Origin of the sequence: Methanobrevibacter sp. (assembly GCF_045646205.1) — an archaeon.
Lineage (GTDB): Archaea > Methanobacteriota > Methanobacteria > Methanobacteriales > Methanobacteriaceae > Methanocatella.
Genome location: NZ_JAZRKF010000027.1, coordinates 1 through 20530, shown reverse-complemented (window position 1 = coordinate 20530; position 20530 = coordinate 1). Strand labels below are relative to the sequence as shown.

Here is a 20530-nt window from a genome sequence, read left to right as displayed (position 1 = left end):
AAGTAAAGAGGACTACTTTATGAATCGATGAATAATATAGTTGAACTTTCGGATAAAGTTCTGCTCGAGCCGTATGTTCGGAAACGGACACGTACGGTTCCACAGAGGGTGCGGATGAGCAATCATCCAATCCTATCTAACAAACACCCCCATTGAACTAAAAAAAATAAGTAACTCAATAATAGGAAGATACCTTTAAAGTGCAATTCATCTCCGGCTTGCAGAAGCCGGAGAATTCTTGCACAAAAATGTTAAAATTCATCAATTACTCTTTTTATTTTTTCAAAATTTTCATCAGATGTAACATCCACTATAGTTTTATGCAATAGAGTATCTTCAATATTTCGGTTAGATAATGAGATAATGTCAACTTTAGCATCGTCATTTTTAGGATCTTTAACTTTATCTCTTACAGCAATTTGTAAGGTAACAACATCAACATCCTTATCTTCAAACTCAGTTCTAAGTTTTTCAAGAAATTCATCACTTACAAAATCATTAATGTTTAACCCGTAAGCTTTAGATTGGAGTGTAGTCCATTTCATATACATTACCTCTTTTTTGAAAAAATAATATTGATATTAAATATATATTTAAATTATATAAATCATTTTCCAAACAAATTCTATATGGATTTATCATGAATCCGATGATGAATGTTATGAACTCTAAAGTATTTAAAATTAATTATTTTTAAATTCAGAGTTTAAAATTGACTAAAATCAATTTTAATCACCTAATAAAAATTTATAAAGTAAATACAATATTTCAATATAGAAATAATAATAAATTGTGAGATTTTCCCGACTTATTGCTAATTTTTAATGTAAAAATAAATTGTTGATTTTAATTAATCATATTATGTTAGAAAATATAACTACGCTAACTAATTGGAAACTTCTAAATTACATGATAACTATTTTACCAATTGATTAAGAACATTCATTACATCACACTGAATCATTACAATCCTATTGTCTTTAACATAATTGAAATAATACCTTGGATGGTTATTTTTTACAAAACCCGAATGAGTTTCAACCTCTTCAGTTTTAAAGAATCCTTCAATACCATTGATTGATTTAATTTCATAAGAACCGTCATTCAAATCATTGAGTGTGAAATTTGCATCCTTTAAATCGTATACTTTAATATACAATATCAGAATATCATTTTGATGGAACGTCCTTTCTTCTTTTGTTACACTGTGATTTGAAAAGGTGTCCTCATAGATTGCACTATATGAATCCCTATCCTCCATGAATCCCCCAGGTACGGAAAATGTAATGCCATTAATTTCAATGTCTCTAGGATTCGGAGGTTCATATTTACCATTATAAGAATTAGGATCTGCCTTAATATATGAAAAAACTAAAACCAATCCAATTAAGAACAATACCATTATAATTATTGTATTCTTTTGCATTTTATCCCCGTATTAAATTCTCAGTCAATATCATTTCATATCATTTCAAAAAATTTAGGAGTTTTAAATAAGCATGCTATTACTGCAGATACAAGCATTATCGGAATTAGATTCATCGGAAAGATAATCATTAACAGCAAAACTACTGCGATAGGCTTTTTTAAGATGCTTGCCATAAATGACGTTGTGACAACAGCCATTGAAATTACAGGATCGATATTTAAAAGAATGCTTAATGCACAGCCCATTGCAGCTCCTGAAAATATGAGCGGGAAGAAATGCCCTCCCTTAAGGCCCGTTTCGATACAGACATTCGTTAAGAGAATTTTTATAAGGCTCGTTAAAATCAGAACGACTGCTCCCAGCTGGGCGCCTGTTCCAAGCAAAAGATAAATCTGTTGTTCGCCTGAAAACATGGTCAATGGAAGCAATGTTCCCATAATACCAAGTATTAACCCGCCAATAAGTCCTTTTACGATGAAATTACCTTCAAGACCTTTAAATATTGTTTTAGATAATTTGTGGCTAATGAAATAGACATATGAAAGAAGTATTCCTAAAATTATCAGAAGTATTATTGCCGGATAATTCAAATCGGATAAAGCAGCAGCACCTATTGAATGAAGACCCCCATGATTGTGGGTTAAATGATTTAAAAAGATAAATATTCCAAAGGAACTTAAAATAGCTACAAAATAGAATATATTTTTTGATGTTTTCGGCAGTTTGCCGTCTTCGTTTTCAATCGGCTCAACGAATCCGAAAATAGGTGAGACAAATATTGTTCCCAACGTTGCCGTAATACCAATATGGGCCAATTCTTCAAGTTCTTCATTAAATATCCTTAATTTGTCTCCAATCCATGTATAGAGCCCTGCAATAATGCCTGTCAAACCCGCTTCAGGCCCCACACTTGCACCGAATATCAGAGGCAATAGAGAAGAGACTATGGACGGAAAAATATTGCTGTATGAGTATCTATGGTCCTTTTTAACTTTTTTAATTACCTGATTCAAGTCTTCAGGACTGTCTCCATATTTATTCTTCCACAACCCTATTAAAAGTCCGCCTATTAAACATACTGCAATTGTATAATATTTGAAATTTATTAAAGCCGGCAGATAATCCCACAGGAAATGAATTCCGAAGTTCATGGCATGTATAAAGCACCATATGATTAATCCGGTCATGACCCCTATTATTATTGTGTATAACGTTAAAAGCAAATTATTTTTCAAATCCATCAATAAGCCTCAAAAAAGGTTAACAATTAAAAATAGTTTTGTGAAATTAAATATTTAAATTTTAAAACAAAGTTATTAATAAGAAAAAACTAAAAAAATAAACGTATGTACAGTTTTATTCTTTGTGCAGTTGTTTTAATAGCATCTTATTTCATATACGGAAAAGCAATCGAAAAACTTGCAGGAACTGATGAAACAAAGACAACTCCAGCATATAAACTTCAAGATGGTGTCGATTATATGCCAATGTCTACATTTAAGGCATATTTGATTCATTTTTTAAATATTGCCGGTTTGGGACCTATATTTGGAGCCATCCAGGGAGCATTGTTCGGTCCTGCAGCATTCCTATGGATTACCTTAGGCACTATTTTCATAGGAGCCGTACATGACTTCTTCTCAGGATTCATGTCTATGCGAAATGACGGTTCTACAATGCCGAATATCATTTCAAAGTATCTGGGAAGCACTATCCAAAAATTTGTTGCAGCTTTAATAATCATGACAGGAATTCTTGTAGCATCCACTTTTGCAACAGGAGCGGCAGACTTGATTGCTAGCTTAACCAATACAAATACATTTATCTGGATTATAGTAATATTCATTTACTTTTTCATAGCAACAATATTGCCGATTGACAAGATTATTGGAAAAATATACCCGGTTTTCGGCGCTTTGTTTTTAGTCATGGCCATTTTAATGACTGGAGCCATACTCTTAAACCCAGGATATACCATCCCCGAATTTACAACACAAGGATTATATTTTACTGACAAATCTATTTTCCCATACCTATTTGTTACTATTGCATGCGGAGCCATATCTGGTTTTCATTCATCCCAATCACCTATAGTTGCGCGCTGCATGAAAAATGAAAAAGATGCAAGACCAGTATTTTTTGGCGCAATGGTTTTAGAGGGTTTAATCGCATTGTGCTGGGCAGCAATTGCAATGGCATTTTTCCACGGCCAGCCACAGCTCGCAGTAATTTACGGAGCAACACCATCCGTCGGAGTCAATGAGATGGCAGTGACGTTGCTTGGACCTGTTGGTTTAATCTTAACAATAATCGGTGTTGTAATCTGTCCGATTACCACAGGAGACACATCACTTAGAAGTTCAAGAATTACAGCGGCTGATGAATTTCATATCAATCAGGAAAAAATAATTTCAAGACTTAAACTGGCCATACCCCTATTTATAGCTTCATTTTTATTGACTTTTGTTGATTTCAGTCTGATTTGGAGATATTTTGCATGGGCTCAGCTGATAATAGCCACATTAGTGCTCTTTGCAGCATCCGTTTATCTTATTGAGAAAGAAAAACCTTATATTATTACATTACTGCCTGCAATAGCATGTTCATTAATTGCATTTGCATATATCCTGCAGGCCCCGGAAGGATTGAGACTGCCGTCAATGATTGCTAATTTAGTTTCAGTCATTGCAACAGCAATTATCACGATAATATTTCTTAAAAAATACAAAAAGACATAAACATTTTAATCAGTTAAGATAAATAAGGAAATAAATAGGAAAGGAGGTAAAAAATATGCATCCAATAATTGCAGCAATTTTGTCATTAATTCTTCCTGGTTTAGGCCAAGCTGTAGAAGGCGATGTTAAAAAAGGAGTAATATTTTTCATAGTCTTTATAGCACTTTACCTTGTAGGAATGCTAATATTCAGAGGATGGATTGTTTTCATCATCAGGACAATATTCCGTCTCTATGCAGCATACGACGCATATATGATGGCACAATAACCATCATTATTTTTTTATTTTTTTTAGAGACAATTTTTCAAAAAAAAAGTAATCTAGAGGGTTTACCTCCAGAAATTAATAAATTAACTGTTTTAAATCATTTCTGATAATGGAAGTTGCATCAAATCCTTTAATGGCATCAACCATTTCAGGGAATTTGGATTTAGGAATTAAAACGTTGATCTGTGAAAAGTCAGAACCCGGAGTGAGTGTAGGTTCATCAGCACAGAGCTTGTTTTCAATAAGATATTTGGAAACCTCTTCGATTTTGGAGTTTTCAATGTTGAATTTTACATCGAAATATTTTTTAGCGGTAATAGCACCCAATAACTGTTCATAAATCATTTTAGCTTTTTCAAGTTTTTCTTCTGTGCATTTTTCACTGGCATAAAGTCCTGCTGAAGAATGTAAGATTGTTTCAATTTCTTTTAGGCCTGCTTTTCTTAAACTGCTTCCGGTTTGTGTATTATCAACAATTAAATCAGCACCTTTAGCAATGTAAACTTCAGTAGCACCATCGGAGTTAATCACCTGTACCATCTCATTATCACCGTCAGTCAAACCCCTGACCTGAACAAATGGTACTGCATCCCCATAGATTTCCTGATATGCTTCATTTTCCATGAAGAATTTTCTGGTCAGGTTTGGATATTCAGTAAAACATAAAATTGGAGTTTTTCTGTCTTTATTTGCTCTGAAAAAGTCAGATAAATTTTCATAAGGAGACTCTTTAGGAAGCGCAACAATCAAACGGGTTTTTCCATAATCCAAATCCCCTAGCTTGATGGTATTTGTATCCCTTAAAACTGACTCTTCCTTAATCCAGTCTTCTCCAACAATAGCTATATCGACCATTCCCCTATTTAACTCAACGGGAGTTGATTGCGGACGGGTTAAAAAAGCAACAATACTGTCATCGTTTAATATTTCAATTTCATAAGACTCATCGCCAGGTTCATATCCTTTAACCTCATAACCTGCATCAACAAATAACTGATGAGTATTTCCTCTTTTCACATTATTTAAACTTCCTTTTGGAAGTCCTAAAATTATTTTATCATTCATATTAATACCTAAATAAGAATTATTTATTTTAATGATATATATAATTTTTAAAAAAAATAGAAATTTTAATCTTAAAAATAGTAAAAATAAAAGAAAATAGAGAAAAATCTATTTTCCATTCAATATCTCTTCAACGGTGAAACCAAATTTATCCGCCAACTCCTCAACAGTATATCCACTATTAGGATCATTAGCCCAGGCATTTAAAATATTAAGACAACCTTTAATCTCACCTTTAATCTCACCTTTAATTTCACCCCTGGCTTCTGCCTTATCCAAAATATTCATTCTTTCGATTTTTGCTTCTTTCAATCCAATCATCTCCTGCAATCTTAAGATATCCTCATCAGTCTTTGCATATTTGTGAATCAAACATTGCATACAATATATCAGCTCAAATTTTGTAAAAACATTTTCTACGTTTATATCAGGAAGCACTTCACAGATTTTTTCAACTGCCAACTCCTGATTATTCTTACAGCATCTTGGAAGAGTGATGAATTCAAGACCTTCGGTTTTAGTGAATAGTTCTTGATGGTTAATTCTATCAACCATATTATTTAAATCATTCCAAGCCCCATCATAAGGTAGAGAAAAAATCATTGGTCTGAATATATCACTTTGAGAATAATTAATTCCCTTTAAGCAATTATCCAAAGGTACTGTAGTTGTAATTACAGTTAAAACAGGTTTCCAATGATTATACATGAAAAGAGTTTTATACTTATATGCTTTATCAAGTTCCTCTTTTCTCACCTTTGATGTTTCATCTTCCACATTGATGATATGTATCGATGCATCATCCATCATTACAAAATATGCTATATCTCCCCTCAAATTGCCTCAACCAAGTTTCGGCATTTCAGTAGGTATGGTTTGGAGATATTTACCCGGAAGATTATGTAATTCATGAAAAGCCTCACCAAAATATGGAAATTGTCTTTTGTTGAATGTATCTTCAGGGAATGGCATTCTAATTGTTTCTTTATCTTTCATTTTTAACACCCACACCTTTTTTGTTTAAGTGAAATGAAGTACATTTACAATTAATTATTTGTAATAAGTAATATATAAGTTAGTAAGTTATTTTAGAGAACAATTTAACCTTGTTTTTGAATATAACCTCCTTAAATCAATATTTACATTAGAAAGTAAAATTTTTCATGAAAAAATTTATAAATCAACATCAATTAAAAACAAGTATTAAATAGAATTTTTAACAAATAATTAATTAAGAAGGTGATAAAAATGCCTGAAACAGATTATTTAAAAATACCTCAAAACAGAGTAGGTGCTTTAATTGGTACCAACGGAGATGTAAAAAAATCCATTGAAAAATTAACGGGCACAATAATTGATATCGATAGTGATGATGGAACTGTTTATATCACTCCCCGTGAGGATATGGAAGATCCGTTAGGTGTTTGGAATGCTAATCACATCGTAAAAGCCGTAGCACGTGGTTTTAACCCAGAAGTTGCTATGAAATTAATTCATGATGACATTTATCTTGAAATTATGAAATTGCCTTTGTATATCGGCAAATCCAAAAAAGCATTGGCCAGATATAAAGGAAGAATCATCGGTAAAAACGGTAAGACCCGTGAACTCATTACCGAACTGGCCGAAGTTGACATGGCCGTTTATGGAAAAACAGTTTCATTAATTGGTGAAATGGACAATGTTTTAATTGCCAAAGAGGCTGTTGAAATGATTCTAAACGGTTCCAGACACAAATCCGTTTATGCCTTTTTGGAAAACAAAAAAGAAACACTTAAACTTAAGGAATTTAAAGATCTCGTCGGTATCCACGATGATAAAATTGAGTTCAAAGACGGCATAGACTTTGACGAAGAGACCTTGCAGTAACATTATTATGTTACTGTCCTACTTTTTTTATATAGAATTATTACCTTACTATTAGAATATTGCTTTGAAGATAGAATATTATCGAAGTGAATAGCAAAACATTATATACTTCAACCAACATATATAGATAACATAGTGTAAATACTATATTTTTTACAATTTTTATTATTATTTTACTGTATATTTTTCAACAAACTAGGTATGGTGCTGTAAAAATATTACTCGTCAAATGCTCTCGGATGTTATTTATATACTTATTAAATTAATAATTTTAATTATAGAAAATTCTATAAAAATCAAAGGAGGACATAATTTGGTAGAAACAGATGTAGGACTTGATTGGCAGAAAGATTTCCAACACTTAACACCATCAGAGTTCTTTCGTAAAAATAAACAGATGTTAGGTTTTACCGGGAAAATTCGTTCATTAACTATCGTATTTCACGAATTGATTACAAACAGTTTTGACGCAGCCGAAGAATCCGGAATATTACCAGACATTGACATTGAATTAATACGTGTTGACAAAGAGCACTACATATTAAGACACAAGGATAACGGACCTGGAATTCCTGAAGACTATGTAATGCAGGTATACTGCAGTATGTTTGCAGGATCCAAATTCAGAAACATCCAATCCAGAGGACAACAGGGTTTAGGATGTAGTGGTTGTGTATTATTATCACAAATGACTACAGGTAAACCTGCTCGTGTAATTTCATGTTATAAAGATGGAGATGAAATTAAAGGAGTTAAAATGAAATTCCAGATGGATGTTAAAAACAATACAGGAATTTTAATGGAAAGAGAAGAATATACTGGAGAATCAACCGGTGTCTGTATTGAACTGCAATTTAAAGAGGTTTCCTACTCCATGGCAGAGCAGGGTGCATTCGAATACATCAGAAGAACCATGATTGGTAACCCTCATGCAAAAATCACATTCAGGGACCCAACAGGACACAAATATATCTTCAAAAGAGCAGCAGACGTTGTCCCTACACTTCCAAAAGAAGTATTGCCACACCCTAAAGGTGTAAGCGCTGACGATTTAATGACAATGGCAAAAAATACTGATAAAAGAAGATATAAAAGTATGTTAACTTCTTCAATGTCCAGAATGTCAAACAAAAGAGCAGACGAAATAGCTGAAATGACTGGAATTGACATGAACAAACGTCCTAAGGACATGACATTCCAGGAAGCAGAAGCTATCGTTCAGTGTTTCAAGAAAATGAAATTTATGGCTCCTCCAACTGACGGTCTTATACCAATCGGATCCGATCAGATTGAAAAGGGTATGAAACAAATCCTCAAACCGGAATTTGTAACCACAATTACCAGAAAACCTGTTACTTATGCAGGTGGTGTATCATTCATTATTGAAGCAGGACTTGCTTACGGTGGAGATGCAGGAAGAGTTGTCAACGAACAGAGAAAATCCGAGATCATGAGATTTGCAAACAGAGTTCCATTAACATTCGATGCAGGAAGCTGTGCTATTACAGAAGCTTTAAAAAGTATTGACTGGAAACGTTACGGTCTCAGAGATATGGACAATACCCCATTAACTTTATTCGTGAACATTATTTCAACACAGGTTCCTTACCTTTCAACCGGAAAACAGAGTGTTTCTCCAGAACCTGAAATCGTTCAGGAAATCAGACAGGCTACAATGAAATTGGCTCGTCAGCTCCAAAAACATTTAAGAGCAAAAAGAGCTGCAAAAGAAAAAGAAAAACGTTCCAAAGTATTTGAAGAATATGTGCCTGTAATTATTGAAGAAGCCGCTAAACTTGGTGAAACCGGCGTTCCTGAATATCATGAAGTCCTTGCAAAAGTAACTAAAAGAGCTCTTGCCGAATTGCTTGGTGAAAAGGTCGAAGAGGAAGTCGAAGAAGAAGAACTTGACGCAATCATCATGGAAGAGCTTGATGAACATGGATATGCAGTTGATGAAGAGCACAGTAATCTCAATTACAGTGAAGATGAAGATGAAGGAGATTTTGAAGAATAGGTGATTATATGGCTGAAAAAATAAATCAGGAAGGTAAATCTCATAAAGAAGTAAGAAAAGAATATACTTTCAACAAGTTAAAAGGATTAGGTCAAGAAATCATTGAAGAAATTGAAAAGCAACAAGTTCCTTCAATCAGAGTTCCTTCAAGAGGTACCGGAAACATTGTTTACGATGATGCTAAAAGATACTATGTTTTAGGAGACAGATATGGTAGAAGATCTCTCGGTAACGTTAAACAAATCAGAAAATTAGGTCAGATGGTTTACGTTGCAAATTTCTGTAAAGATTTGGTTGCAAGAGAAAAAACCGCTACCATCAGGGAAATGTATTACGTTTCCGAAGGTTGGGGAATCAGTTTCAAATCACAGCAGGAATCAAACATTGTTGGAGAGGATTTGGAAGTAACTCTCGGTACAACCCGTGAAGATTTAGGATTAATGCCTGAAGAAGACGGTGCATCAGTTTACGGAGACATTACCCTTTTGGATGATGACGTTGAAATTAACGCTGCAAAGGCAGGAAAATCAGGTTATACAATTTCTCCTACAATTGACCAGGTTGAATTCCTCGATTGCGGTGTTGAAAGAGTTATTGCAGTGGAAACCATGGGAATGTTCCACCGTATGGTACAGGAAAGTGCACACAAAAGATTTAATACATTGATTGTCGGGCTTAAAGGACAGGCTGCTCGTGCTACAAGAAGATTCATTAAAAGGGTTAATGAAGAATTGGATTTACCAGTCTACATCTGTAACGACGGAGACCCTTGGGGATTCCACATTGCACAGGTTATTATTTCTGGAAGTGCAAAATTAGCTCACGTTAATCATGATTTAGCAACTCCTAATGCAAAATTCATGGGAGTAACAGCATCTGACATTATCAAATATGACTTACCTACAGATAAGCTTAAAGATGTTGACGTCATGAGATTAAAAGAGCTTTCAAAAGACCCAAGGTACAAAAACGATTTCTGGCAAACTGAAATCAAAAAGATGCTTAAGATCGGTAAGAAAGCAGAACAGCAATCTTTCTCAAAATACGGGCTCGAGTACGTTGTTGATAACTACTTCCCTGAAAAACTAGAACAACTGGAAAATTAAACCTAAAATTTTCCTTCTTTTTTTTATTTTTTTGATCCATCGAAACATTTATATACTCCAATATTCTATATACCCTAGTAGGTATAGGTAGGTGTTATTTTGAAAGAATGTATGGATAGCGAAAATTTACATAGAAGACTTAGAAAAATCATTGGCCAATTGAACGCAATAGACCGTATGATTGACGAAGACATTCCATGTGAACAAATACTAATGCAAGTCAATGCATCTAAGTCTGCACTACATAAAGTTGGGCACATTATTGTAGAAGGACATTTAGAACATTGTGTTAAGAATGCAATTGATGATGGAGAAGTTGATGATGCATTAGGCGATATCTCAACAATTTTAGAGTACTATTCAAGACTCTAATTTTTTTTTAAAATTTCACTATACCCCATAGGGTATATCTATACCAGGGGGCTGTGAGAAATGAATTTAAAGTTTGGCAAAACTGAAAAGATAGACCTGTCACTGATAACAATATCCGCAATCAGCCTGGTGGCAAGCTTTACGCTTTCACTGGATTATCTGTCCTGGATTGCCGTGATATTTTGTGGAATCCCAATATTTAAAGAATGTATAGAAGGATTAGTAAGTGAATTTGACATAAAAGCAGATTTGCTAGTATCAATTGCAATCATAGCTTCAATAATCATTGGAGAGGTATTTGCAGCAGGAGAAATTGCAACAATCATGGCTATTGGAGGATTTCTGGAAGAATACACTGTATCAAAAACACAGGGAAAAATCAAGGAACTTGTGAAACTGACACCGACAATAGCTACAAGAATTCGTAACGGAAAAGAAGAACATATTAATGCTGATGAAATAAATATCGGAGATACCTTAAAAGTACTTCCGGGCGAAACCATAGTGTGTGACGGAATAATAACTGACGGAGAAACATCAATTGACCAGGCCACATTGACGGGCGAATCAATGCCTGTTGACAAGGCCGAAGGGGACGAAGTTTACAGCGGAACAATAAACCTTTACGGCTCATTCCTGATGAGGGCAGTTAAAAAAAGCAAAGACAGTTCACTTCAAAAGTTAATTCAACTGGTCGAGTCATCTTCACCTGAAAATTCAAAAATCGTTAAGACTGCAGACAAATGGGCGACATTAATCGTTGTAATCGCATTTACTGCATCAATACTGATATATCTATTCACATTTGAAATAACAAGATCAGTGACTGTTCTTGTAGTATTCTGCCCTTGCGCACTGGTACTTGCTACGCCGACTGCAATAATGGCGACCATAGGAAATCTGACCAAATACGGAATCCTGGTTAAAGACGGCCAATCAATAGAAGAGCTGGCTCACATAAACGAACTTGTATTTGATAAAACAGGCACTTTAACATACGGAACTCCTAAAGTGGTTGACGTAATCAGCAAAGACGACGATATGATGTATCTTCTTGCATCTCTTGAGTCCAAATCAGAACATCCCCTTGCAAAGGCCATTGTTAGCCATTATGGTATCAGAAAGCTTGGGGATGTTGAAAACTTCAGGATGATAATAGGAAAAGGAGTGAAGGGTTATGTTGACGGCTTTGAAATAATGGCCGGAAAAAAGACCCTGCTTGAAGATGAAAACATTTCAATAGAAAGCTCAGTTAACGTGAAAAATGGTGAAAGTGAAATATTTGTCGTGAAAAATCGTGAATTAATAGGAGAAGTAATCTTAGCCGATGTGGTACGTGAAAATTCATCAAAAACAATAGAAAGATTGAAAAAACTTGGAATAACAACAACGCTGCTGACGGGAGACAATGAACATGCCGGAAGCTATATTGCAAATGAACTGAAAGTAACGAATGCAAAATTCAACTGCCTTCCCGAAGATAAATGCGAATATATCAGCCAAAGACAACTTAAAGACAACAAGGTGGCAATGATTGGAGACGGAATAAACGATGCGCCTTCCCTTAAAAAGGCCAATGTTGGAATAGCTATGGGAAGCATTGGAAGTGATGTGTCCATAGAAGCCGCAAACATCGCATTAATTAACGACAACATCGGTGATTTGCCCCACCTAATCGGAATTGCAAGAAAAACAATCAAAACAATTAACATGAACATAGGATTTTCATTAACATTAAACATTATTGCAATGGTTATGGCTCTTCTCGGCCTGTTAAATCCTATTGAAGGAGCACTGATACATAATATCGGTTCTGTTGTCGTTATCATTTATTCTGGGCTTCTCGTTAATTACAAACTTCCCAAAAAAATTAGGCATAACTAAAAATTTAAATAAAATTAAATAAAAAGCATATTATATAAAACAATGGAGGCTACATAATGGCAATCGAAGAAAAAGAAATTAAAGTTGTAGGAATGCATTGTCCTTCCTGCGTAAACGCAGTACAATTATCATTAACTGATGTTGACGGAGTTGAAGATGCTAAAGCTGATTTGGACTCTGGAATTACAAAAGTTACCTTAGATACCGATAAAGTAAGTGATGCAGACTTATCAGAAGCTGTAGAAGAAGCAGGATTTAAAGTAGAATAAATCCTCTTATTTTTTTCATTTTTTAACCAAAGCATTATTTTTTCTAAACTCATTTTTAGATTCATTTCATTTACTATTTTGAAAAGCAAATCAAATATCAAATTATATATAATTTAAATAATAAATCTTAAAACATAGATTAAATTCTAAATTTTTAAAAGGGATTAAAATGAAAACTGTTGCAATTAATGGATATGGAACTATCGGTAAAAGAGTTGCTGATGCTGTTTCAGCCCAAGATGATATGAAAGTAATTGGTGTAAGTAAAACCAGACCAAATTACGAAGCAAGAACTGCTGTTGAAGAAAAAGGTTATCCTTTATACATTGGAATTCCTGAAAGAGAACAGATGTTTAAAGACGCAGGAATTGAAATTGCAGGTACTGTTGAAGACATGATCCAGGAAGCTGACGTTGTTGTTGACTGTACTCCTGGAAGTATCGGTCCTCAAAACCTTGAGATGTATAAAAAAGCTGGCGTAAAAGCAATATACCAAGGTGGAGAAGACCATGACTTAACTGGCCTTTCATTTAACGCTATTTCAAATTATGATGATTCATACGGCGCAGACTACACCAGAGTAGTTTCCTGTAACACAACAGGTCTTACCCGTACATTACACACTATTGATAAAATAGCAGACATTAAAAAAGTAAGAGCAGTAATGGTAAGAAGAGGATCAGACCCTTCTGAAATCAAGAAAGGTCCTATTAACGCAATTGTACCTAACCCTCCAAAAGTACCTTCCCACCACGGTCCTGATGTAAAAACCGTTATGGACGGTATTGACGTTACCACAATGGCTCTGCTCGTGCCTACCACATTAATGCACCAACACAACATTATGGTTGAAATCAATAACGATGTGGAAACCGCAGAAATTCTTGAAGCACTTGAAAAACGCTCAAGAGTTATTGTTGTATCTGCAGAAGAAGGATTAGGTTCCACTGCTGAGTTAATGGAATACGCTAAGGAATTAGGTAGAAGCAGGAATGACCTATACGAAATTCCAGTATGGAAAGAATCCGTTAACGTTGTCGGAAATGAACTCTTCTATATGCAAGCAGTACACCAGGAATCAGACGTAATTCCTGAAAACATTGATGCTATACGTGCACTTTTAGAAATGGAAAGTGACAACGAAAAATCAATTGCAAAAACCAATAAAGCGATGGGAATTTTATAATTCCCTTATTTTACTATTTTTTTATACCAAAATTAACCTAAAAAATAGATTTTACTAATATCATCAACACCATCAAAGTCCGTATAATTATTATACGATACAAAAATTTATTTAATATAAACGTACAATTATTATACAGTGAGGTGTTGCTAATGTTTAAAGAAATTTTTGGAAATTGTCCTCAAGTCAAAGTAATTGACTATTTAATATCAACCCCCTTTTCCGAACATACAAAACAACAAATAGCAGTAGGTTCTGAAATATCTAGGTCAACATTAAATAATTTTATTGATGATTTAGTTGATATTGAAATAATTACTTTTAAAAATTCAAAATTTAGTTTAAATCCTAAATCAAAAATCGTTAAAGGATTGATGGAAATTAGTGAAGAATTAGTTGAAAAAAACTTTCAAGAACAAATAAATCTACCTGAAGAGATATCTGATGAACTTTCTCCTGAAGAAGAAGAGTTATATTTAAGTGAAGATGCTCCAAATGTAGATTTAGATTCACTAGAAAAAGAAATTAATATTAAAGAAAATTACACATTTTATTCCATGAATACAAATAAACTAATTAATTTTGAATTTATGTTAATGGAAGAGAAATAAGGTGAAAAAATGAAAAATAAACAAGAAGAATATAAAGTGCCTACAAAAGAAGGTATTAAAATAAATCCTAACTCAAAAGTAATTTCTACATCACGTGTAGGTGTTGGTGGAGATGATAATGAAATAATGATAATTTTAGTAAACAAAAAATTAAACAACGATGAAAATGGAAACTTAGAGATTATTCATGAATCAGATATGCAGATTATTTTAAACAAAAAAACAGCAACTGAATTAAAAGATTTATTGGAAAAATATATTTGATTAAAATGACGAAAAATAAGAATTCTGAAGAAATCAGAGAAAAAATCTTATTTTTCATGTGGAAAAATCATTACTTTAACAAAAGGCACACACCCATCACCAATTTATGCAACAAATTATCCGAAATTCCCTGCAAATTAATAAATAAAGAAGTCAAAAAACTACATGCAGAAAGAATAATAGGGTTCAAAAAAACTAATCATGGCCTTGATGTATATTTGAACAAAAAAATGAAAGAAGAAATTAGGATAGTTATTGCTAAAAGATTAGATGAATATTATTCATTCTAATCTTTAACATTTTTTCTAAAAATATAATTACCATTAAAATAAAAAGTATTTCCATGAAGAATAAAGTATTTTTTGGACCTGCAGGAAGTCCCGTTAACTACAAAGGAGCAGCTTATAAAGCTCCAAAATACATTCAAAGAATTGGACTTGATTCCTATGAATACCAATCACCATATGGAGTCAGAATTGGTGAAAAATCCGCAAAGATATTGAAAGATGAAGCGGAAAAATTCGGTATTTTAATTTCAATGCACGGCCCATATTATATTAATTTATGTGCCAAGGACAGTGAAAAAATCGATAAAAGCATTGGCCACCTAATAGCTACCGCCCGTGCAGGAGAATGGATGGGCGCATACAGGCTTGTTTTTCATCCCGGTTTTTACACCAACCAAAAGCCTGAAAAGGCCATGGAAATTTCAAAACAGACAATCAACCGTTTATTTGAAGAGCTTGAAGCTGAAGGCATTGAGGACTTTACCTTTGCTCCTGAAACCACAGGCAAACGTACCCAGCAGGGAAACATTGAAGAGATTGTTGAGCTGTGTGCCAGCTTTGACCACTTTGAGCCTACAATCGATTTTGCACATATTCATGCCCGTGGAAGAGGCTTTCTAACTAAAAAAGACGATTACAACTGCATTTTCTCAACAATTGAAAACAAATTGGACATTGACCGTCTTCACTGTCACTTTACAACCATTGAGTATGCAAGCCACGGTGAGGTCAAGCACCATACATTAGATGAAAGCGATGAATACGGCCCTCAAATTGAAGATCTGCTTTCAAACCTCATAGACAATGGCTGGAATGCAAATATCATCTGTGAAACTCCTCTAAGGGATGTTGATGCTTTAAAAATGAAGGAATTATACGAAAGTATGATTTAATTTTTCCTTAATTTTAGGATGACAAGTTCCGAATCGGTTCCCCATCTCATTGGAGTGTCCATTGACCCGACCCCTGTCGTTACGTGCAGGTAATGTCCTAAAGTATCCTTAAAGAGTCCAATGTTATATTTAAAAATAATGTTTGCAAAATTGACTGCAGGATAGAACTGTCCTCCATGAGTATGGCCTGAAAGCTGAATGTCAAAGCCTATGGATGAGAATTCCTTCCAGTAATATGGAACATGATAGTTGATGATGTTAACAAAGCCTTCCTTAACAAGTGATTCATCGATTTTAGGAGTGTCCCTGTCATCAAAGCTGAATGTCAAACCGAAAATGTTTAAACATTCAAATTCCATGGATTCATTGTCCAAAACAATAATTCCTGCTTTTCTGCATGCCTTAAAAACGTTTTCAATTCCCGGATAAAAGTCATGGTTTCCGGGAGTGAATATTACAGGCATGTTAACTTCCCTAAATGCCATCAAATCATCTTCCTCAACAACGGATGACCCGTCCGTTAAGTCTCCAGAAATTATAGCTATTTCACATGTGTCTTCGAGTTCCTTTATCTTATCGACAACTTGGCGAACAATCTTTTTATGGCGCACGGAGCCGAAATGAACATCGGATAAATGTATGACATTAATGTCTCTTGAAAGATTATCTAATTTTAAAGTTTTTTCATTAACAACAAGTTTATGAGCCTTATAATAATTGTATATGCCTAAAATAGGAACTATGGCCAATAGAGAGACATTGACTTCAGTAGGTAATTGGACAAAAACTGATAATGCATAGATTATTAGAATGTCAATCAAAAAGATTACAGATGCCCACATCCAGACGCCGTCTGCAGTGGATAGAAATCGTCCGATAACAGTTGATTTTTTAGCTTCAAAAAACATCGGCACAAGATGAAGCAGTCCTACAAGTACTGCCAAAGTCAGAATAGCCAAATCATCCAGGGGATGAAACAGCATGAAAATATACTTAAAAAGGAAAAATTCAAACAGCATATAAAAGGGAGTCATGAAAATAACTCTCCTTGTTCTAAAACTCATAACACATACTCCATAATTTTAAATATTATAAAGATAATATATTTTAAAATCTATATATAACTATGGTGATTTTTTGAAAAACAGTTCTAAAAAAAGCGAGCCTAAAAGTCAAAGCCAAAAATCTGCAATATTAACAAATGACAACAAAAATGCTGCAGAATGTGTAGTTCTAAAATCTGCAGGTTATCCTTTTGACTTTGAATTAATGGAACATTCATTGGAAATAACTGATAAAAGCTTATTTGAACAGTATGCTCGTGACCAATGGCTGGGTATTGAAGTTAACAGTGAAACCTACCTTTTTGATCAAAAAATCATCCCTGATTTTGCTTTTAAAGTGGTTTGTGCAAGACCTGAAAATTCAATCATTTCAGAGCACACCAGAATAAAGATAATAATTGAAGACAAAAAGGACAGTTCCTTAAAGTCAACCAAAAGCAGCATCACACTTTCAGATGTTGTCGGTCAAAAGAGTGCCAAAAATAAAATCAAGGTCATTGAAAAGTTTCTTGTTGAACCTGAAAGCTTCGGCAAGTGGGCTCCAAGAAACGTATTATTTTACGGACACCCAGGTACCGGTAAAACCATGCTTGTCAAGGGACTTGCCGGAGAGGTTGACGTTCCGCTTTATTTAATCAAAGCAACAACACTCATCGGTGAACATGTGGGTGATGCCGCATCCAAAATACATGATTTGTATGAAAAGGCTTCAAAAAACTCGCCGTCAATAATATTCATTGATGAAATTGATGCCATTGCACTTCACAGATCATTCCAGTCACTTAGAGGTGACGTTTCCGAAATAGTGAATGCCTTATTGACCGAAATGGACGGTATTGATGAAAATGATTCAGTAATCACAATATGTGCAACCAATAATCCTTCATCACTTGACAGTGCCGTTAGAAGCCGTTTTGAAGAGGAAATTGAATTCAAGCTTCCAAGCGATGATGAAAGATATGAGATTTTTGAAAAAAATATTTCCACATTGCCTTTAAAGCATGATTTGGACCTTGAAAAACTGGTCAAGGTATCAAAAAACATGTCCGGAAGAGATATTAAGGAAAAGATACTCAAGACTGCACTTCACCATGCAATAGCCGGGGACAAGGACTGTGTTGATATGGAAGATATTGATTATGCTTTAAAATCATGTAAAATAAAAATCAATGACGTTAAAGGAATGTTTGAATGAAATTCACAACCCAACTCAGAGACGCTTTTAAATACACATTAAGAGATTGGAAAGCAATTGTTCTTTTAGGCATATTCCTGTGTATGGCATCTACATTTGAGGAAATTCACAGCAATAATCTTTTAATTTTAATTGTAGCATTTGTTGTGTGTACTGTATTACTGTTCTTCGAAGAAGGATACAGATATAAAATAATTAAAGAGACTATGAAAGGGAATAATAATCCCCCGGTTATTAATAATTTAAAAGAACTGATAAAAGAGGGATTTTACGAATATATTACAATAAGCGTATATATATTGATTTTAAACATATTATTCTGGATTGTTAACCATATGGAAATAACGAGTAGCATACATTTTATCCAATGGACAATTCTATATATAATTTCCATGGCAATCTATTTCTTATTTTTTGGTGCGCCGATAAATAAAATACTGACGGAGGCAAATTTTTCTCCGCTTTTAACTTTATAGAAATTGCCAAAATTTATTTAAAAATCGGGTTGAAAAAAACGATTATTCTGGTAATTATTGGAACAATAAGTGTAAATCTTATTTTAAGAAGCGTTTTGGATTACGGAATTTTTAATTTTGTCAATTTCATTGACTTTTTAATAAACTTTTTTATAAGTCCAGTCATACTGTTATTTTTAACCAGATTAATTGCATTAATCGGAAAAGAAGTTACTTACGATTAAAATCAAAAATATACTCTGCAGACTTCAATACTTCCTGCTTATCATCAGCAGCCGCCTGCTTTAGATTTTGTGAAATGTCGAAAAATATCTTGTTGACTATGGAATTTGTTAAATTATTTAGAATTTTACTACTGCCATCTACATCTGACAACTTTGAAGATGCTTTTTTTGTTTCACGTTGTCTTATCTCTTCCATAGATACTCTTAAACTTGATAGTAAATCATCAACTTCCATTATTTTAAAGGATTCTTTAAGCAAATGATACTCTTCATCGATGATGATTTCCGCTTCACCGAATTCCTTCTCACGAAGCTTGGTATTGTAATCTGCGATTTCACGCAAATCATCGATATTGAACAGTTTGACTCCCAATTCCTTAACGTCCTCTGAAATATCACGAGGATTTGCAATGTCAACCATCATCAGCTCGCAATCACCAAATCCAATGTTTTCAAGCCTTTGCCTGTTAATAATTGAGTGGGGTGCACTGGTTGCGCTTATGACCAAATCGGCATTAACAAGATAATCGTCAAGCTGTGAAAATAAAATGGCTGTTCCGTCCAAGTCTTCAGCAAGTTCAACCGCAACATAAAATGTTCTGTTAGCCACAAATATTGCATTCAGGTTCTTTTCAGCCAGTGCCTTAGCCACAAGCTTTCCCATTTTTCCGGCACCTACAACCAAAACGGATTTGCCGGTCAAATCACCCAAATGCTTTTCGGCCAAATCAACTGCTGCTGAACCTATTGAAACTGATCCCTTGTTGATATTGGTCTTGTTTCTGACAACCTGGCCTACATGAATAGCTTTTGTAAAAATCAAGTCTAAGAATTTACCGCAGTGATGATTTTTAGATGCTTTGGCTTTTGCATCCTTGACCTGACCTAAAATCTGGTCTTCACCAACAATCATTGATTCCAGGCCTGAAGTCATACGCAATAAATGCATAACCGCAGATTGACCATGTTCTATGACAATGCTCTGATTTTCATGAGACAATAACTCATCCTCTTCAGAAATATAATCATTGTTTATATAATATTCCTTCCTATTACAAGTGGAAATCTCAATATACTCTGAAATTGAATATTTTTCCTGAAGTATATTGCCAATATATTTTGACATCTTTTCTGCACCATACCAATTTAGATGCATATTATCTGCATAATCAGTTTTAAAATCCAACCCTATCTTATCAACATCTTTATTCAAATATAGAAAGGGAATGTTTTTTTCTTCGCAATATCTATCTACTGCATCAAAATATGAAAAGAAATAATCTTGATAAAATGCAAATGGTGTCTTTATAAAC

24 protein-coding genes are annotated in these 20530 nt (G+C 34.0%); 16 read left to right on the top strand and 8 right to left on the bottom strand.

The features are described 5' to 3' along the window. Positions 1–251 precede the first annotated feature (251 nt). The 3 genes from ACKI44_RS05635 to ACKI44_RS05625 all read right to left on the bottom strand — a co-directional run bounded on the left by ACKI44_RS05635 (position 252) and on the right by ACKI44_RS05625 (position 2670). The gene (locus ACKI44_RS05635) at positions 252–545 is read right to left on the bottom strand and encodes a hypothetical protein (protein ID WP_407422386.1); all 294 of its coding nucleotides are present in this window, start codon (positions 543–545) and stop codon (positions 252–254) included. A gap of 371 nt (positions 546–916) precedes the next feature. Further along, entirely contained in the window at positions 917–1426 is a 510-nt protein-coding gene (locus ACKI44_RS05630) for a hypothetical protein (RefSeq protein ID WP_407422384.1), read from the bottom strand. 35 nt (positions 1427–1461) lie between these two features. Then, entirely contained in the window at positions 1462–2670 is a 1209-nt protein-coding gene (locus ACKI44_RS05625) for a chloride channel protein (RefSeq protein WP_407422382.1), read from the bottom strand. Positions 2671–2775: 105 nt separating this feature from the next. Here ACKI44_RS05625 and ACKI44_RS05620 point away from each other — a divergent pair, with 105 nt between their 5' ends. Together ACKI44_RS05620 and ACKI44_RS05615 are read left to right on the top strand one after the other, a co-directional pair. Continuing rightward, positions 2776–4167, top strand: coding sequence for a carbon starvation protein A (locus tag ACKI44_RS05620; protein WP_407422380.1), 1392 nt, complete (start codon positions 2776–2778; stop codon positions 4165–4167). Between the two features lie 55 nt (positions 4168–4222). Continuing rightward, positions 4223–4435 carry a DUF6677 family protein gene (locus ACKI44_RS05615; protein WP_407422378.1) on the top strand — a complete coding sequence of 71 codons (213 nt, stop codon included), beginning with the start codon at positions 4223–4225 and terminating at the stop codon, positions 4433–4435. Positions 4436–4510: 75 nt separating this feature from the next. Here the strand turns inward: ACKI44_RS05615 and ACKI44_RS05610 are convergent, their stop codons facing one another. The 3 genes from ACKI44_RS05610 to ACKI44_RS05600 all read right to left on the bottom strand — a co-directional run bounded on the left by ACKI44_RS05610 (position 4511) and on the right by ACKI44_RS05600 (position 6496). Beyond that, positions 4511–5500: an ATP phosphoribosyltransferase gene (locus tag ACKI44_RS05610; protein ID WP_407422376.1), complete on the bottom strand. Its 990-nt coding sequence runs from the start codon at positions 5498–5500 to the stop codon at positions 4511–4513. Positions 5501–5608: 108 nt separating this feature from the next. After that, positions 5609–6337 carry a hypothetical protein gene (locus ACKI44_RS05605; protein ID WP_407422374.1) on the bottom strand — a complete coding sequence of 243 codons (729 nt, stop codon included), beginning with the start codon at positions 6335–6337 and terminating at the stop codon, positions 5609–5611. A gap of 6 nt (positions 6338–6343) precedes the next feature. Beyond that, complete coding sequence (locus ACKI44_RS05600) at positions 6344–6496, bottom strand: hypothetical protein (RefSeq protein WP_407422372.1); 153 nt, start codon at positions 6494–6496, stop codon at positions 6344–6346. A 252-nt stretch (positions 6497–6748) separates the two neighbouring features. Here ACKI44_RS05600 and ACKI44_RS05595 point away from each other — a divergent pair, with 252 nt between their 5' ends. From ACKI44_RS05595 to ACKI44_RS05545, 11 genes are all read left to right on the top strand, one after another. Further along, on the top strand, positions 6749–7369 hold the full coding sequence (locus ACKI44_RS05595; RefSeq protein WP_407422370.1) for a KH domain-containing protein: 621 nt from the start codon (positions 6749–6751) through the stop codon (positions 7367–7369). A gap of 313 nt (positions 7370–7682) precedes the next feature. Continuing rightward, a complete protein-coding gene (gene top6B, locus ACKI44_RS05590; protein ID WP_407422368.1) occupies positions 7683–9386 on the top strand; it encodes a DNA topoisomerase VI subunit B in 1704 nt (567 codons plus the stop codon). Positions 9387–9394: 8 nt separating this feature from the next. Beyond that, positions 9395–10492 carry a DNA topoisomerase IV subunit A gene (locus ACKI44_RS05585; RefSeq protein ID WP_407422366.1) on the top strand — a complete coding sequence of 366 codons (1098 nt, stop codon included), beginning with the start codon at positions 9395–9397 and terminating at the stop codon, positions 10490–10492. A 99-nt stretch (positions 10493–10591) separates the two neighbouring features. Then, positions 10592–10864 (top strand): metal-sensing transcriptional repressor, encoded by a 273-nt coding sequence (locus ACKI44_RS05580; protein ID WP_407422364.1) that lies wholly within the window; start codon positions 10592–10594, stop codon positions 10862–10864. 60 nt (positions 10865–10924) lie between these two features. Further along, the gene (locus ACKI44_RS05575; RefSeq protein ID WP_407422362.1) at positions 10925–12748 is read left to right on the top strand and encodes a heavy metal translocating P-type ATPase; all 1824 of its coding nucleotides are present in this window, start codon (positions 10925–10927) and stop codon (positions 12746–12748) included. Between the two features lie 56 nt (positions 12749–12804). Beyond that, positions 12805–13017, top strand: a complete 213-nt coding sequence (locus tag ACKI44_RS05570) for a heavy-metal-associated domain-containing protein (protein WP_303736358.1) — start codon at positions 12805–12807, stop codon at positions 13015–13017. 169 nt (positions 13018–13186) lie between these two features. Continuing rightward, complete coding sequence (locus tag ACKI44_RS05565; protein ID WP_407422360.1) at positions 13187–14203, top strand: phosphorylating glyceraldehyde-3-phosphate dehydrogenase; 1017 nt, start codon at positions 13187–13189, stop codon at positions 14201–14203. 152 nt (positions 14204–14355) lie between these two features. Beyond that, positions 14356–14814, top strand: a complete 459-nt coding sequence (locus ACKI44_RS05560; RefSeq protein WP_407422358.1) for a hypothetical protein — start codon at positions 14356–14358, stop codon at positions 14812–14814. A gap of 9 nt (positions 14815–14823) precedes the next feature. After that, positions 14824–15078 (top strand): hypothetical protein, encoded by a 255-nt coding sequence (locus ACKI44_RS05555; protein WP_407422356.1) that lies wholly within the window; start codon positions 14824–14826, stop codon positions 15076–15078. A 5-nt stretch (positions 15079–15083) separates the two neighbouring features. Further along, entirely contained in the window at positions 15084–15368 is a 285-nt protein-coding gene (locus ACKI44_RS05550; protein ID WP_407422354.1) for a hypothetical protein, read from the top strand. A 53-nt stretch (positions 15369–15421) separates the two neighbouring features. Continuing rightward, complete coding sequence (locus ACKI44_RS05545; RefSeq protein ID WP_407422352.1) at positions 15422–16258, top strand: TIM barrel protein; 837 nt, start codon at positions 15422–15424, stop codon at positions 16256–16258. Here ACKI44_RS05545 and ACKI44_RS05540 read toward each other — a convergent pair. After that, positions 16255–17322 (bottom strand): metallophosphoesterase, encoded by a 1068-nt coding sequence (locus ACKI44_RS05540; RefSeq protein WP_407422350.1) that lies wholly within the window; start codon positions 17320–17322, stop codon positions 16255–16257. The two genes, ACKI44_RS05545 and ACKI44_RS05540, sit on opposite strands and share 4 nt — an antisense overlap. A gap of 73 nt (positions 17323–17395) precedes the next feature. On the opposite strand from ACKI44_RS05540, the gene ACKI44_RS05535 reads away from it, so the two are divergent. Genes ACKI44_RS05535 through ACKI44_RS05525 form a run of 3 tightly spaced genes read left to right on the top strand, consistent with a single transcriptional unit; the run spans position 17396 to position 19217 of the window. Next, the gene (locus ACKI44_RS05535) at positions 17396–18517 is read left to right on the top strand and encodes an AAA family ATPase (RefSeq protein ID WP_407422348.1); all 1122 of its coding nucleotides are present in this window, start codon (positions 17396–17398) and stop codon (positions 18515–18517) included. Beyond that, positions 18514–18993, top strand: a complete 480-nt coding sequence (locus ACKI44_RS05530; protein WP_407422346.1) for a DUF4013 domain-containing protein — start codon at positions 18514–18516, stop codon at positions 18991–18993. Before ACKI44_RS05535 ends, ACKI44_RS05530 begins: the two co-directional genes overlap by 4 nt. A gap of 29 nt (positions 18994–19022) precedes the next feature. Then, positions 19023–19217, top strand: coding sequence for a hypothetical protein (locus tag ACKI44_RS05525; protein WP_407422344.1), 195 nt, complete (start codon positions 19023–19025; stop codon positions 19215–19217). Here ACKI44_RS05525 and hemA read toward each other — a convergent pair. Next, positions 19204–20373: a glutamyl-tRNA reductase gene (gene hemA / locus ACKI44_RS05520; RefSeq protein WP_407422388.1), complete on the bottom strand. Its 1170-nt coding sequence runs from the start codon at positions 20371–20373 to the stop codon at positions 19204–19206. The genes ACKI44_RS05525 and hemA overlap by 14 nt on opposite strands. Positions 20374–20530: the final 157 nt, after the last annotated feature.